13 protein-coding genes are annotated in these 14861 nt (G+C 71.9%); 3 read left to right on the top strand and 10 right to left on the bottom strand.

Annotation, left to right across the window (positions count from 1 at the left end):
- The 5 genes from AB0B55_RS29150 to AB0B55_RS29130 form a co-directional block, all read right to left on the bottom strand.
- Positions 1 to 1689, bottom strand: coding sequence for a ribonuclease J (locus AB0B55_RS29150; protein ID WP_357122486.1), 1689 nt, complete (start codon positions 1687 to 1689; stop codon positions 1 to 3).
- Positions 1690 to 1741: 52 nt separating this feature from the next.
- Positions 1742 to 2668, bottom strand: a complete 927-nt coding sequence (gene dapA / locus AB0B55_RS29145) for a 4-hydroxy-tetrahydrodipicolinate synthase (protein ID WP_357122483.1) — start codon at positions 2666 to 2668, stop codon at positions 1742 to 1744.
- A 47-nt stretch (positions 2669 to 2715) separates the two neighbouring features.
- A complete protein-coding gene (gene thyX, locus AB0B55_RS29140) occupies positions 2716 to 3456 on the bottom strand; it encodes an FAD-dependent thymidylate synthase (RefSeq protein ID WP_210786506.1) in 741 nt (246 codons plus the stop codon).
- Positions 3457 to 3982: 526 nt separating this feature from the next.
- A complete protein-coding gene (locus AB0B55_RS29135; protein WP_357175261.1) occupies positions 3983 to 4504 on the bottom strand; it encodes a DUF2752 domain-containing protein in 522 nt (173 codons plus the stop codon).
- A gap of 64 nt (positions 4505 to 4568) precedes the next feature.
- Positions 4569 to 5798, bottom strand: a complete 1230-nt coding sequence (locus AB0B55_RS29130) for a crosslink repair DNA glycosylase YcaQ family protein (RefSeq protein WP_357122480.1) — start codon at positions 5796 to 5798, stop codon at positions 4569 to 4571.
- Between the two features lie 80 nt (positions 5799 to 5878).
- On the opposite strand from AB0B55_RS29130, the gene AB0B55_RS29125 reads away from it, so the two are divergent.
- Positions 5879 to 6430 (top strand): GNAT family N-acetyltransferase, encoded by a 552-nt coding sequence (locus tag AB0B55_RS29125; protein ID WP_357175164.1) that lies wholly within the window; start codon positions 5879 to 5881, stop codon positions 6428 to 6430.
- Here AB0B55_RS29125 and AB0B55_RS29120 read toward each other — a convergent pair.
- A complete protein-coding gene (locus tag AB0B55_RS29120) occupies positions 6329 to 7603 on the bottom strand; it encodes a glycosyltransferase 87 family protein (protein ID WP_357122474.1) in 1275 nt (424 codons plus the stop codon). The two genes, AB0B55_RS29125 and AB0B55_RS29120, sit on opposite strands and share 102 nt — an antisense overlap.
- A 35-nt stretch (positions 7604 to 7638) precedes the next feature.
- Between AB0B55_RS29120 and AB0B55_RS29115 the strand changes: the two genes are divergently transcribed.
- Entirely contained in the window at positions 7639 to 8232 is a 594-nt protein-coding gene (locus AB0B55_RS29115; RefSeq protein WP_357122471.1) for a GNAT family N-acetyltransferase, read from the top strand.
- Between the two features lie 10 nt (positions 8233 to 8242).
- Here AB0B55_RS29115 and AB0B55_RS29110 read toward each other — a convergent pair whose 3' ends face one another.
- From AB0B55_RS29110 to AB0B55_RS29095, 4 genes are all read right to left on the bottom strand, one after another.
- Positions 8243 to 9127 carry a carbohydrate ABC transporter permease gene (locus tag AB0B55_RS29110; protein ID WP_357122468.1) on the bottom strand — a complete coding sequence of 295 codons (885 nt, stop codon included), beginning with the start codon at positions 9125 to 9127 and terminating at the stop codon, positions 8243 to 8245.
- A gap of 1 nt (position 9128) precedes the next feature.
- Positions 9129 to 10250 (bottom strand): sugar ABC transporter permease, encoded by a 1122-nt coding sequence (locus tag AB0B55_RS29105; protein ID WP_357122465.1) that lies wholly within the window; start codon positions 10248 to 10250, stop codon positions 9129 to 9131.
- Positions 10251 to 10325: 75 nt separating this feature from the next.
- Entirely contained in the window at positions 10326 to 11573 is a 1248-nt protein-coding gene (locus tag AB0B55_RS29100; protein ID WP_357175161.1) for an extracellular solute-binding protein, read from the bottom strand.
- A 25-nt stretch (positions 11574 to 11598) separates the two neighbouring features.
- On the bottom strand, positions 11599 to 12585 hold the full coding sequence (locus AB0B55_RS29095; RefSeq protein ID WP_357122459.1) for a substrate-binding domain-containing protein: 987 nt from the start codon (positions 12583 to 12585) through the stop codon (positions 11599 to 11601).
- Positions 12586 to 12730: 145 nt separating this feature from the next.
- On the opposite strand from AB0B55_RS29095, the gene AB0B55_RS29090 reads away from it, so the two are divergent.
- A complete protein-coding gene (locus tag AB0B55_RS29090; protein WP_357175159.1) occupies positions 12731 to 14836 on the top strand; it encodes a glycogen debranching N-terminal domain-containing protein in 2106 nt (701 codons plus the stop codon).
- Positions 14837 to 14861 lie beyond the last annotated feature (25 nt).

The raw sequence follows: 14861 nt of genomic DNA, 5'->3' as shown, positions 1-14861 counted from the left end.
TCAGACCTCGACGACGGTGGGCACGATCATGGGCCGCCGTCGGTACGCGTCGTTGACCCACCGCCCCACGGTCCGCCGGACGATCTGCTGAAGCTGGTGCGGGTCGGTGATGCCGTCCGAGGCGGCACGGTTGAGCGCCTCGGTGACCAGCGGGATCACCGGGTTGAACGCCTCCGGGTCCTCGGAGAAGCCCTTCGCGGACAACGTCGGACCGGCGACCACCTTGCCGGTGACCGAGTCGACGACGACGGTCGTGGCGATGAACCCGCCGTCACCGAGGATCCGCCGTTCGGTGAGCAGCGACTCGCTGACGTCACCGACGGCGAGGCCGTCGACGTAGACGTACCGGCTCTTCACGTGCCCGACCAGGCTGGCGCGGCCCTCGACCAGGTCGACGACGTCGCCGTCCTCGCAGATCACCACCCGGTCGGGGGCGACCCCGGACTCGATGCCCAGCCGGGCGTGCGCCCGCAGGTGGCGCCACTCGCCGTGCACGGGCATCAGGTTGCTGGGCCGGACCACGTTGAGCAGGTAGAGCAGTTCGCCGGCCGGCGCGTGCCCGGAGACGTGCACCTTCGCGACGTCCTTGTGCACGACCACCGCCCCGGCGCGGGCGAGCCGGTTGATGACCCGGTAGACCGAGGTCTCGTTACCCGGCACCAGCGAGGAGGCCAGCACCACGGTGTCCCCCGGGGCGATGGTGATGTGCCGGTGGTCGCCGCTGGCCATCCGACCGAGCGCGCTCATCGGCTCGCCCTGCGACCCGGTGGACATCAGCACGATCTGGTCCGGAGGCAGCGTCGTCGCCTCCTCGATCCCGATGACCAGGCCGGCCGGGATGTTGAGCAGGCCGAGGTCGCGGGCGATACCCATGTTGCGGACCATGGACCGGCCGATCAGGGCGACCTTGCGACCGTGCTCCAGCGCGGAGTCGAAGACCTGCTGCACCCGGTGGACGTGCGAGGCGAACGAGGCCACGATGATCCGACCCTTCGCCTTCGCGAAGATCGAGTCGAGCACCGGCCCGATCTCCCGCTCCGGGGTGACGAAGCCGGGGATCTCCGCGTTGGTGGAGTCGGAGAGCAGCAGGTCGACGCCCTCGGCGCCGAGCCGCGCGAAACCGGCCAGGTCGGTGATCCGGCCGTCCAGCGGGAGCTGGTCCATCTTGAAGTCGCCGGTGTGCAGCACCAGGCCGGCCGGGGTACGGATGGCCACCGCGAGCGCGTCCGGGATGGAGTGGTTGACCGCGAAGAACTCGCACTCGAACGGCCCAAGCCGCTCGCGGCCGCCCTCGCGCACGGTCAGCGTGTAGGGCTGGATCCGCCGCTCGGCCAGCTTCGCCTCGACCAGGGCGAGGGTGAACTGCGAGCCGACCAGCGGGATGTCGGGTTTGTGGGCCAGCAGGTACGGCACCGCGCCGATGTGGTCCTCGTGGCCATGGGTCAGCACGATCGCCTGCACGTCGGCCAGCCGGTCCAGGATCGGGCCGAAATCGGGCAGGATCAGGTCCACGCCCGGTTGCTCGACGTCGGGGAAGAGCACCCCGCAGTCGACGATCAGCAACTTGCCGTCGTACTCGAAGACGGTCATGTTCCGACCGATGGCGCCGAGCCCGCCGAGCGGGATGATCCGCAGGCCACCTTCCGGCAGCGGCGGGGGTAGTTCCGCCTCGATGTGCGCCTCGGTCACGCGTCCACCTCATTCTGCGACGCCGTCACTCGGCGTCCGTCGTGTCGTTCGATCATTCGGGTAGCTCCAGGCCCGCTGCCGCGAAGTCCGCGCGCAGCTGGGCGATCTCGTCGTTGGTGGCGTGCACGAGCGGGGGTCGCACCGGACCGGCCGGCAGGCCCAGCGATGCCAGACCTGCCTTCACCAGGATGGTGCCCTGGGTGCGGAAGATGCCGGTGAACAGCGGCAGCAGCCGCCGGTGCAGGGCCAGCGCGGTGGGCATGTCCCCCGCGTCGTACGCCTGGATCATCTGTGCGGTCAGCGCCCCGGTGAAGTGCGTGGAGGTGCCGACCACGCCCACGCATCCGACGGCCAGCGCCGGCAGGGTGAGCGCGTCCTCGCCACTGTAGTAGGCGAGGCCGGTCCGGCTGGTCACCCAGCTGGTGGCGATCAGGTCGCCCTTGGCGTCCTTGACCGCGACGATGCGGCCGTGGTCGGCGAGTCGGACCAGTGTCTCGGTGTCGATCGGCACACCGGAGCGGTGCGGGATGTCGTACAGCATCACCGGCAGTCCGCTGGCGTCGGCCACGGCGGTGAAGTGCCGCAGCAACCCGCTCTGCGGCGGCTTGTTGTAGTACGGCGTGACCACCAGCAGACCGTGCGCGCCGGCCTTCTCGGCGGCGGCAGCCAGCTCGATGGTGTGCCGGGTGTCGTTGGTGCCGACACCGGCCACGACCCGGGCACGGTCACCGACGGCCTCGACCACGGCCCGGATCAGGCGTTCCTTCTCCGCGTCGGTGGTGGTCGGCGACTCGCCGGTGGTGCCGTTGACCACCAGCGCGTCGTTGCCCTGTTCGTCGACCAGGTGGCTCGCCAGCCGGGCGGCGCCGTCGAGGTCGAGTGAGCCGTCGGCGGTGAAGGGGCTCACCATGGCCGTGAGCACCCGCCCGAAGGGGCGGGACACCGGTCGGGCGGCGGCGTCGGGGTGGTCCTGCGTCATACCCTCCAACCTAGCGGACGACCAGCCGGAGCCCGCCGGGGAAGGGCTCAGGACGCCTCGTGCGGGCTGGCCGCCACCTCGGTGCCGTCCGGCAGCGTGGTGATCACGAAGTCGGCGAAGACGTTCGGGGCGACCCCCTGGAGCTGACGCAGACACTCCACGGCCAGCTCGCGGATCTCCACGTCGGCGTGCTCGGTGGCCCGCATCGCGACGAAGTGCCGCCAGGCCCGGTAGTTGCCGGAGACCACGATCCGGGTCTCGGTGGCGTTCGGCAGCACCGCGCGGGCGGCCTGCCGGGCCTGCTTGCGGCGCAGCGTCGGGTTCGGCTCGTCGGAGAAGCGCTGCTCCAGACCCTCCAACAGCTCCGTGTACGCCCGCACGCTCGCCTCGGCGGCCTCGACGAACTTCTTGTGCAGCTCCGGGTCGTCGGCGATGACCGCCGGCTCGACCATGGCCGCGTCCCGCTCGGGGACGTACCGCTGCGAGAGCTGGGAGTACGAGAAGTGCCGGTGCCGGATCAGCTCGTGCGTGAAGGAGCGGGACACCCCGGTGAAGTAGAAGGTGACCGAGCCGTGCTCCAGCACGCTCAGGTGGCCCACCTCGAGAATGTGCGCCAGGTAGCCGGCGTTGGTGGCCGTGGCCGGGTTCGGCTTCTTCCAGGACTGGTAGCAGGCCCGCCCGGCGAACTCAGCCAGCGCCTGGCCGCCCTCGGCGTCGGTCGACCACGGCACGTCGTCCGGGGCCGCGAACTGGGTCCACGCGATCAACTTGACCTGGGGCTGCACCATCTCCGGCATGCCTGGGACTGTAGTGGCCGGCGGCCCCTTCCCGAATCACCGGGTACCGTTGGTGTCCAAGATCTCGACAGCCGTGCCAGGGCTCCGCGGAACCGTGGGTCTCCCTCGTAGCCTGTCGAGCTGCCCCAAATCTGGGGCAGGAGCCGCACGGCCAAGGGCTCTCTCCCGCCGACGGAACCGGCACCCACAGCGCACCGGCCCCACCCCACCGACCCCGGAGCAGCCCCACCCCACAGCGCCCGCCCGCAGCACGCACGCAGCGCACACCCCGCAGCGCCCACGCCCTCGCTTGGGGTGCCGCCGCTACCGTCCTCTGGCGCCCCACATCTGGGGCAGCTCGACAGGGACACGCCACCACGTCCTGCCTCCCGCTGGCGAACGGGTCGGGGCAGGGCCGCGTCAGGCAGCAGCGGCGCCAGACGTGAGAGCAGCCCGGTCACACGAAGAGCAGGCCGGTCAGACGAAGAGCAGCCCGGTCAGACGAAGAGCCCTGCGGTCAGACGCAAGAGCCCTGCGGTCAGACGTAGAGCGAGGTGAACGGCGCCCAGGGCAGGTTGCGCACCACCGTGAACGCCAGCCACGCGGCCATGAAGCCGCCGATGACCTTGGGGCTGATCCGCAGCTCGGGCAGCCGCCAGCCGAACGCCTGGTTGCCCGCCCAGGCCACGAAGAGGTACGCCAGGAAGGGCAGCGAGAAGACGAACAGGAAGTGGTGTCGGGCGGCGGCCGGCAGGTCGGCGTGCAGCACGTACCAGAGCGCGCGGGTGCCGCCGCAGCCCGGGCAGTCGAACCCGGTGGTCAGCTTGAGAATGCAGGTGGGCGCGGCGTCCGGGTCGGCGTGGGTCGGGTTGCTCACCAGCGCGTAGGCCATGCCGAGCCCGACGCAGCCGACCGCGGCCAGTGGCACGGCCCAGCGCGGCGAACGTTCGTGGATCCGCAGGACGAGCCGGGTGAGCCGGTCGGGTTCGGGCGTCGGGTAGTGGTAACCGACGGGCGGCTCCGCCGACCATCCGTTCTGCGCAGCATCGGGGGCGGGCACCGTGTGGACGGCGCCGACGGTGGGCGGTGACTGGTCGACCGGTCCGGGAACGCTCGTCACGCGTTCACGGTACACCCGACACGCTCGCCAGGGCGGCCGTGAGCGGACCGGCCAGGTCACCGGCGGCGGGTGGGGCGACCGCGTCCAGCCCGAGCCAGCCGGCCAGCCGGTACAGCTCGGCGGCGAGCGCCACGGCGGTGTCCCCCGCGTCGGCGCCGGGCTCGAGCCAGGCGGCCGGCACCAGCAGCACCCCGGCCCTGCGGTCGGCCTTCAGGTCGACCCGGGCGGTGAACCGGTCGCCCTGCAGGAACGGCAGCACGTAGTAGCCGTAGACCCGCTGCGGCGCCGGCACGTAGATCTCGATCCGGTAGCTGAAGCCGAACAGCCGCTCGGTGCGGGCACGTTCCCAGATCAGCGGGTCGAACGGGCTGACCAGCGTGTTGCCCCGGACCCAGCGGGGCAGCCGTGCCGACGCGTGCAGCCAGGCCGGCTGCCGCCAGCCCGCCACGGTGACCGGCACCAGCTCGCCGGCCTCAGCCAGCTCGGCGACCGCCTGGCGGGCGCCGGCGACCGGCAGCCGGAAGTAGTCGCGCAGCTCCGGCTCGGCGGCCACCCCGAGCGACCGCGCGGCCAGGGCCACCAGACCGCGGTACGCCTCGGCGGCGGTCGGTGTGGGCGCGGCCAGCGCGGACGCCGGCAGCACCCGCTCGGGCAGGTCGTAGCGGCGGGCGAAGGACGTGCTGCGCTCGGCGGCGGTCACCTCACCCGCCCAGAACAGGAACTCCAGCGCCTGCTTGACGGCCGACCAGTTCCACCCCCAGTTGCCGGTCTGCCGGGGCGCGTCGTGCTCGATCTCGGCGGCGGTCAGCGGACCCCGGGCGGCCACCTCGTCGCGCACCCAGGCGACCAGGTCCGGCTGTTCCTGGGCGATGCGCCGCATGCCACCCCAGGCCTCGCTGCGAGCCCGGGCCATCCGCCAGCGCAGCAGCGGGTGCAGCCCGACCGGCACGAGGGACGCCTCGTGGCCCCAGTACTCGAACAGGTCGCGCGGGCGGCGGTAGGCGGCCTGGTCGAGCAGGGTCGTCGGGTAGGGACCGAGTCGGCTGTAGAGCGGCAGGTAGTGCGCCCGTTGCAGCACGTTGACCGAGTCCATCTGGATCAGGGCGACCCGGTCGAGGACCCGGCGCAGGTGCCGGCGGGTGGGCACGCCGGTCGGCGGCGGGTCGGCGAAGCCCTGGGCGGCGAGCGCCACCCGCCGGGCCTGCGCGAGCGAGAGTGAATCCGGTGCGGCCATCGTCGGCGACGATAAATCATCGGTACGACGTCGGTGCGGGAAGCTGGACTCCGACCGTCACGGGGGCATAGAACGGTGCAATGCTGACCATCCGCCGGGAGGAGCCGGACGACGCCGAGGCGATCGCCCGGGTGCACGTGCACGGCTGGCAGTCGGGTTACGCCGGTTTCATGCCGGACGAGGTGCTCGGCCGGCTCAACGTGGCGGCCTGGGCGCAGCGCCGCCGTGAGGTGGGCACCGCCGACCCGGAGCACCCGTTCACCACGCTCCTCGGCGAGGTGGACGGGCTGGCCATCGGCTTCACCACTTTCGGGCCGTACCGCCGCAACCAGGACCGGGACGACCTGGACCCGAGCGTCGGCGAGGTGCTGGCGCTCTACGTCGAGCCGGCGTTCTGGGGTGACGGGACAGCCACCGCGCTGCTCGCGGCCGCCCGCGCCGGTCTCGTCGAGCGCGGCTGGACCGGCTACCGGCTGTGGGTGCTGGCCGACAACGGGCGGGCCCGCCGGTTCTACGAACGGGCCGGGCTGTCACCGGACGGTGAGCGGTCGACCTACCAGGTGCCGCTCGCCGGCGGGCGCGGGCCGGTCGGGCTCGTCGAGCTGCGGTACGCCGGACGCCTCGACGACTGACCCGCCCGGCGTCAGCCACCGGCGGATCGGCAGGAAGGCCAGCAGAGCCAGGCTGATCCAGACGTACGCGTTGCTGCCGAGGAAGCCGTCCGCGCCGGTGAAGTCCTTCTCCCAGAACCAGACGGTCCGGCTGATCAGCAGGACGTACCCGATGGTCGCGGCGATCAGCAGGACGCGCCGGCGGCGGCCGGCCGGCGCGGCCATCGCGTTGTCGACCAGCAGGATCAGCGCGGGCAGCAGCCAGACCAGGTGGTGTACCCAGGTGACCGGGCTGACCAGGCACATCACCGCGCCGGTCAGGGCCAGGCCGGTCGCCTCGTCGCCGGCCGCGACGGCCGCGCGGGAACGCCAGGCCCACAGCGCCAGGGTGCCGAGCACCAGCAGCAGCCAGAGCAGGGTGCTCGGGTGCCGCGGGTCGAGGCGGGCGACCACGCCGCGCAGCGACTGGTTGGAGACGAAGGCCAACTCACCGACCCGAGCGGTGTTCCACAGCGCCTCGGTCCAGAACTCCCGGGACGCGTCCGGGAAGAGCGCGCCGGCCAGCACGGTCACCGCGGCGGCGGCGCCGCTGGCGGTGAGCGCCGCCCGCCACCGCCCGGTGACCAGCAGGTAGACGATGAAGATGCCCGGGGTCAGCTTGATCGCGGTGGCGAGCCCGATGCCCACGCCCGCCCACCGGTTGCCGGCGGGCAGCAGCCGGAGCAGGTCCACCGCGACCAGGAAGAGCAGCAGCGTGTTGACCTGCCCGAAGTTGATCGTCTCGCGCATCGGTTCGAAGGCGGCGGCCAGGCAGAGCGCCACGGCGAGGGCGAACCAGCGGGTCCACCCGGCCCGCCGGGCGATCGGGTCGACGAACCACCAGATCAGCACGGTGGTGGTGGCCACGCTGGCGAGCACGCTCACCACGATCGCGGCCGTCCACGGCAGGTACGCCATCGGCAGCATGACCAGCGCGGCGAACGGCGGGTAGGTGAAGCCGTACTGGGTGCTGGGCTTGAGGTAGTCGTAGATCTCGCCACCGTCGTGCACCCACCACGTCAACGCGCCGTAGTAGACCTTCAGGTCGAAGAAGCCGTGCCGTACGGCCGCGACGGAGAGGAACGCGGTGACCGCCACGGCGAGCACCACCACCCCGACGACCTGCACGGCCGTCCTGTTGGCACCCTGCGCCACCGCCGCCTCCCCCGCCCTGCGTAGGCTTCCGTCCCATGGCTCTCGGGTACGTCCGCCCGGCGCGTCCCGAGGACGCCGGCGAAATCGCACGCATCCAGCTCGCGACCTGGCGGGTCGCGTACCGCCGGATCCTGCCTCGGCATGTGCTCGACAACCTGGACGAGGCGTTCCTCGCCCGGCGGTGGAGCGCCGCGGTGCTGGAGCCGCCCTCGGGCGCGCACCGGGTGCTGGTCGCCGTCGAACAGGCCGAGCAATCGTATCTGGTGGGGTTCGCCGCCTCCGGCCCGGCCGACGGCGAGGCGTTGGCCCCGGGTGAGCCGGCCGACGCCCTGGGCCCGGACGTGGCAGCGGTGACCGACCTGCTGGTCGAACCGCGCTGGGGTCGGCGTGGGCACGGCAGCCGGCTGCTCGCCGCCACCGTCGACCTGTGGCGCGAAGACGGGATGGCTCGGGCGGTGGCCTGGGCGTTCGACGGCGACGAGGCGACCCGCAAGTTCCTCACCAGCACCGGCTGGGAACCCGACGGCGCCGCGCGGGCGCTGGACGTCGACGACATGCTGGTGCCTCAGGTGCGCCTGCACGTGGCCGTACCGGCCGAGCCACTTGCCGAGGACAGCCCCGGCGAGTGACCCGGCCGGGTCAGCCCTTGTCCGAACCGTCGTTGGCGTCGCGGACGAAGTAGCGCTGGAACACCACGAAGATGATCGCCACGGGAATGGTGGCGAGCAGCGCCGCGCCCAGCTTCAGCGGGTACTGGTTGCCGCTGCCCAGCGAGCCGCTGACCAGGTCGGCGAGGCCACGCGGCAGGGTGAACAGGTCCGGGTCCTGCACCGACACGAGGCTGTGCGGGAACTCGTTCCAGGAGCCCTGGAACGACAGGATGGTCAGGGTGATCAGCGCCGGTTTCGCCATCGGCAGCACCACCGACCAGAAGGTGCGGAAGATGCTCGCCCCGTCGATGCGGGCGGCCTCCTCCACACTCACCGGGATCGACTCGAAGAACTGCTTCATGATGAACACGCCCGCCGCGTCGGCCAGCAGCGGCACCACGAGCCCGGCGTAGCTGTTGTAGATGCCGAGCTGGTTGAGCACCAGGAACTTCGGGATCAGCAGGACCACACCGGGGACCGCCATCACCGCGATGACGGCCGCGAACAACCCGCCGCGCCCGGCGAACCGCAGCCGGGCCAGGGCGTACCCGGCGAGCGAGTCGAAGAACACCCGCCCGACGGTGACCAGCACGGTCACCAGCAGCGAGTTGCCCAGCCAGAGCGGGAAGTTGGTGCCCGCGAAGATCCGCTCGAAGCCGGCCAGGGTGAGCGGGTCCGGGAACGGCGAGAGCGGGTTGGCCGCCGCGTCCGGCTCGGTCTTGAGCGAGCTGGCGATCTGGATGACGAACGGGTAGAGGAACACCAACCCGAAGAAGACCAGCGTCGCGTACCCCAGGAAGCGGGTGGCCAGCGTGCGGGCCCCGCGCTGGTCACCGCGCGCGGGCCCCGCCGGGCGGTCGGTGAGCACGGCCATCTCAGGACCTCTCCGGTACGCGCCGACGCCACCGGCCGCGACGCGGCCGGTCGGTGTCCCGCTCGGCCAGCACGCGGCGCTGGACCAGCGTGAGCACGATGATGATCAGGAACAACACGAACGAGATCGCCGCGCCGGAGCCGTAGTCGAAGTCCCGGAAGGCGGTCCGGTACGACAGGTACGCCGGGGTGAGGGTGGTCTTGGCCGGGTCGCCCTGGCTCATGACGTACACCTGGTCGAAGACCTGCCAGGAGCCGATCAGGCCGAGGGTGAGCACCAGGAAGGTGGTCGGCCTGATCATCGGCAGCGTCACGTGACGGAAGCGCTGCCAGCGGGACGCGCCGTCGAGGGTGCTCGCCTCGTCGAGGGTCACCGGGACGTTCTGCAGTCCGGCCAGGAACATCAACATGAACGTGCCGGAGGTGGACCAGACGACCAGCGTGATGATCGAGGTCATCGCGACGCTCGGGCCGGCCAGCCAGTCCCACCAGCTCAGCCCGAACGGGCCGCCGCCGGTCAGCGCCGTCGGGGGCGTGTCGACGCCGACCGCGCCGAACAGCAGGTGCAGGACGCCCCGGGAGTCGGCGAACCACTCCGGTCCGTCGATCCCGACGAAGCCGAGCAGCGCGTTAACCGCGCCCGAGTTGGCGAACAGGAACAGGAACACCACGCTGATCGCGACCGAGCTGGTGACCGAGGGAAAGTAGAAGGCGCTGCGGAAGAAGCTCTTGCCCCGGAGCATCCGGTTGTTGACGATCAGCGCCAACCCGAGCGCGAGCACGGTCTGCGCCGGCACCACGATCGCCACGTAGTAGATGGTGTTGCGGATGCTGGTCATGAAGTCGCGGCGAGCCAGCCCGTCCTCGGTGAACAACCGGGTGTAGTTGTGCCCCCCGACGAACGGGACGTCGCCGGTGAACGGGCTGCCCTGGCCGTTCCAGTCGGTCAGGCTGACCCAGAACGCCATCAGGATCGGCAGCAGCAGGAACAGCCCCAGGATGACGATCACCGGCGCGACGAACAGCCAGCCGGCGAGGTTCTCGTTGCCGCGAACGCCACGACGGCGTCGGCGGCGGCCCGCGCCGGGCGCGGTGACCGCGGCGGTCAGTGTCTCGGTTGCCATCGTCCTCACCCCCTTTCCTCAAGGAAGGGCCCCTTGTTATCGCCTAGTGCATAGGAAGGGGCCCTTCCTAACGAGTCAGCTGCCGCCGAGCGCGGCCTTGGCGTTCTTGTCGAAGTTCTGCAGCACGGTCTTCGGGTCACCGTTGGCGAGGCCCTGCAGGCCGGTGTCGAGGTCCTTGAGGACGCTGTCCATCTTCGGCGCGTTCACCGGGCCCTGGGCGTACGCGGCGCCGTCGATGAAGACCTTGTCGGCCGGGAAGGCAGCCGTGTACTGGTCGCGCACCGACTGCCGGGACGGCATGACGCCGACCGCCTTGGCGAACGTCAGCTGCTGCTCGCCGCTGGTCATCGCCTCGACGAACTTGATCGCCTGGTCCTTGTACTTGCTCTTCGCGGCGATGCCCCAGCACTGCGTGAAGGAGAGGGTGCCCTGACCACCCGGCCCGGCCGGCAGCGCCACCACCTTGTACTTCACGTTCGGGAAGTCGTTCTGCATGGCGCCCTTGATCCAGTTGCCCTCGATCGTCATCACGGCCTTGCCCTTGCCGAACGCCTCGCCGGACCAGCCGGAGTCGAGCTGCTTCGGGTACTTGGCCAGACCCGAGGTGAGCAGGGTCTTGACGTACTCAAGGGCGGCCAGGTTCTTCGCGCTGTCGGCGGTGGGCTGCTTGCCGTCCTCGCTCATCAGCCAGCCACCGTTCTGCACCAGGAAGGCACCGATCCGGTCCCGGGTGTCGCCGAGCGCCAGGGCCACCTGCCCCTTCGCCTTGATCTTCTGGGCGGTCACGGTGAGCTGGTCCCAGGTGGTCGGCACGTCGGCGTCGGTCAGCCCGGCCTTGGCCCACAGGTCGGTGTTGATCTGCAGGGCGAGGGTGGAGAAGTCCTTCGGAGCGCAGTAGAGCTTGCCGTCGTACGTGAAGGTGGTGCGCAGGCTCTCGTAGAAGTCGCCCTTGTCCGCGAGCTTGTCGCCGTACGGCTCGAGCGCGCCCACGCTCGCGTAGTCGGCGAAGCGGGCCGCGTCGACGTAGAAGACGTCCGGCGGGGTGCCGCCGGCGAGGGACTGGCCGAGCTGTTGGGTGAGGTCCTGCGCCGGGGTGACCGTCGCGCTGTTGCCGGAGCTGCTGGCCCACTTCGCGGCGGCGTCCTGCACGGCCTTGGTCTCGGCGTCGCCGGAGGAGCCGATGAGGATCTGCAGGTTGGCCGGGCCGCTGGACTGGGCGGCGTCGCCGGAGTCGTCGAAGCCGCTGCCGCAGGCCGCGGAGCCGAGCAGCGCGACGGCGGCGAGGCCGGCGACCGCTGCCCGGGTGAGGGTTCTGGGTGCCATGGGTTTCTCCTGGTGGGGGGGTGGGTTACGCGGTGTGCCGCAGGGCCAGCGAGGGCGCGAGCAGCACAGGGGTGGGTGTCTGGTTGCCGTCGAGGACGCCGGTGAGCAGGTCCACGCAGCGGGCGGCGGCTTCGCCGAGTGGTTGGCTGACGCTGGACAGGCCGATGGCGGCGGCCACCGGCGTGTCGTCGAAGCCGATCACCGACACCGGCGGGTCGAGGTCGCGGATCGCCTGCAGGGCACCGAGCGCGAGCGAGTCGCTGGCACAGACCACGGCGGTCGGCGTCTCGGCGGCGAGCAGGTCGCGCATGAGGCGTTCCCCCTCGGCGACACCGTCCTCGGTCTCCCGGTGCAGTCCGGTGTGGTCGACGCCGTCGGCGTGCAGCGTGTCGCGCCAGCCGGCACGCCGGTCGTCGCCGACGCCGGAACCGGTCGGCCAGCCGATGAAGGCGATCCGCCGGTGCCCGGCGTCCAGCAGGTGCCGGGTGGCCGCGGCGGTGCCGGCCGCGCCGTCCACGTCGACCCAGGGATGCACGTCGAGCGCGTCCCATGGCCGACCGAACGTCACGAAGGGCACCTCCCGCTCGGCGAGCCAGGCGGTACGCGGGTCGCCGTACTTGGTGCCGACCAGCACGAACGCGTCCAGCTCGTACGTGCCGAGCAGGTCGTCGTAGGTGGCGATCTCCCGCTCGTCGTCGGTGGCGGTGTAGAGCAGCACCCGGTAGCCGGCGGCGTCGGCGGTCTCGGTGAGGCCGTGCAGGAAGCGGTCGAGCACGGAGCCGTTGATGCCGTCGCGGGTGGGTTCGATGCGGGCGGCGATGAGTCGGGACCGGCCGGTGCGCATCTGCCGGGCGGCCTGGTTGGCCCGGTAGCCGAGCGCGGCGATCGCGTCCTCGACCCGTTGCCGGGTCTCCTGGCGCACGATGTGCGGGGTGTTGAGCACGTTGGAGACCGTCTGGCGGCTCACTCGGGCGTGCCGGGCCACCGTCGCGATGGTTACCTTTTCAGGCACTTAATCCCTCTCGCCGTCTTGAACGATCCAATTCGGATAGTGCAGGATTAGATCGTTCAAGTTTCTGGAATGTTTCGCACTTTGCACCGCCCGGGGCGCGTTGTCAAGACATCCGCCCCGCACCCCGATGATCTGGAGCCGCACCGTGACCGACCGCCAGCTGCAACCCCTTCTGCACGAGTTGGTGGGGGTGGTGCTCGCCCCCACCAGCGCGCTGGGGGACGCGACCGGACAGATCCGCCCGACCGGCGTCCAGGGGGTCTTCCACGCCGACGCCCGCGTGCTCTCCCGGGCCGAGCTGCGCGTGGACGACCAGGAGTTGGAGGGGCTCACCCACGGCGAGGACGGCCCACACGGCGCCCGCTTCGTGGCTCTGGCCCGCTGGCTCGGCGATCCCACTCCCGACCCCACCGTCCGCGTCGACCGCTCCCGCCGGGCCACCCACAACGGCCTCACCGAGGAGCTGCGGATCGTCTCGACCGCCACGGTCGGCGTACGGGCCACCGTCAGCGTCGACCTCGCCTGCGACCTGGCGCCCATCGAGGTGGTCAAGTCCGGTGGCGCCGCCGCGCCACTGGAGGCCAAGACCGGCCAGCCGGGCCTGCTCACCTGGGCCGCCGACGGGATCACCGTCACCGTCACCGCGCCGGACGCCGACGTGCTCGCCACCGACGAGCGGGCCACCGCGCCCCGGCTGACCTGGCCGATCGACCTGCCTCCGCGCGGCGAGACGGTGCTGCGCTGGCGGCTGGCCGTCGCGGACCCCCGCGCCGTGGTGGTCGGCCCGACCGGCGAGCCGGAGTGGGCCCGACCGGAGGTGACCGCCGACGACCGACGGCTGGTCCGTCTCCTCGACCGCGGCCTCGACGACCTGCGCGGGCTACGACTGGCCGAGACCGGCGCTCCCGGGGACGTCTTCCTCGGCGCTGGCGTCCCCTGGTTCCTCACCCTGTTCGGCCGGGACAGCCTCTGGGCCGCCCGGATGATGCTGCCGCTCGGCACCGACCTGGCCGCCGGCACCCTGCGCGTCCTGGCCCGCCGCCAGGGCACCCGCGTCGACCCGAGCACCGGGGAGGCGCCCGGCAAGATCCTGCACGAGCTGCGCCGCCACGAGTTCACGCTGCCCGACGACGGGCTCCGGCTGCCGCCGGCCTACTACGGCACCGTCGACGCCACCATGCTCTGGATCAACCTGCTGCACGACGCGTGGCGCTGGGGCCTGCCCGCCGAGCAGGTCACACCGCTGCTGCCGCACCTTGAGGCGGCCCTGCGCTGGCTCGGCGACCACGCCGACCCGGACGGCGACGGCCTGGTCGAGTACATCGACACCACCGGGCACGGACTGTCCAACCAGGGCTGGAAGGACTCGGGCGACGCCGTACGCTTCCACGACGGCAGCCTGGCCACCGCGCCGATCGTGCTCGCCGAGGTGCAGGCGTACGCGCACGAGGCGGCGGTGAACGGCGCGGCACTGTTGGACGCCTTCGGCCGCCCCGGCGCGGACCGCTGGCGCGAACACGCCGCCGCCCTGGCCCGCCGGTTCCGGGAGAGCTTCTGGGTCGACGGCCGGTACGGCCCGCAGCCCGCCCTGGCCCTCGACCGGGACAAGCGCCCCGTCGACTCGCTGACCAGCAACATCGGTCACCTGCTCGGCACCGGCCTGCTCGACGCCGACGAGGAGGCGCAGATCGCCCGCCTGCTCACCACGGACACGCTGGCCGGCGGTTTCGGGCTACGGACGATGTCCACCGACGACGCCGGCTTCAGCCCGCTGTCGTACCACTGCGGTTCGATCTGGACCCACGACACCGCGATCGTGCTCGCCGGGCTGGCTCGCGGCGGGCATCGGGACGCCGCGCTCGGCCTGGCCGAAGGGCTGCTCTCGGCGGCCGAGGCGTTCGACTACCGGATGCCCGAACTGTACGGCGGCGACGACCGGACGCTGCTGCGCCGCCCGGTGCCGTACCCGGCGGCCTGCCGTCCACAGGCGTGGTCCGCGGCCGGCGCGGTCCTGCTCCTTCAGGCCGCGACGGGCCTCTACCCGGACGTGCCGGGCGGCACGGTCCGCGTAGCCCCCCTGGCCGGCCCCGACTTCGGCGCGGTGCGCGCCACCAACCTCCGGGTAGCCGGCACCCCGGTGAGTGTCACCGTCAACCACGTCGGCGAAGCCGAGGTAACCGGCCTCCCCACCCCCCTAACCGCCCCAATCCTCCCCACCCAACGCACCCCCCGATCCCCCCTCCCGAGCTAACCCCGCCCCTCCCAGCCCGTCGATC

Source organism: Micromonospora sp. NPDC049107 (assembly GCF_040648595.1).
Classification (GTDB): Bacteria; Actinomycetota; Actinomycetes; order Mycobacteriales; family Micromonosporaceae; genus Micromonospora.
The sequence above is the reverse complement of the archived record's forward strand: the minus strand, read 5'-3'. Positions and strand labels throughout refer to the sequence as shown.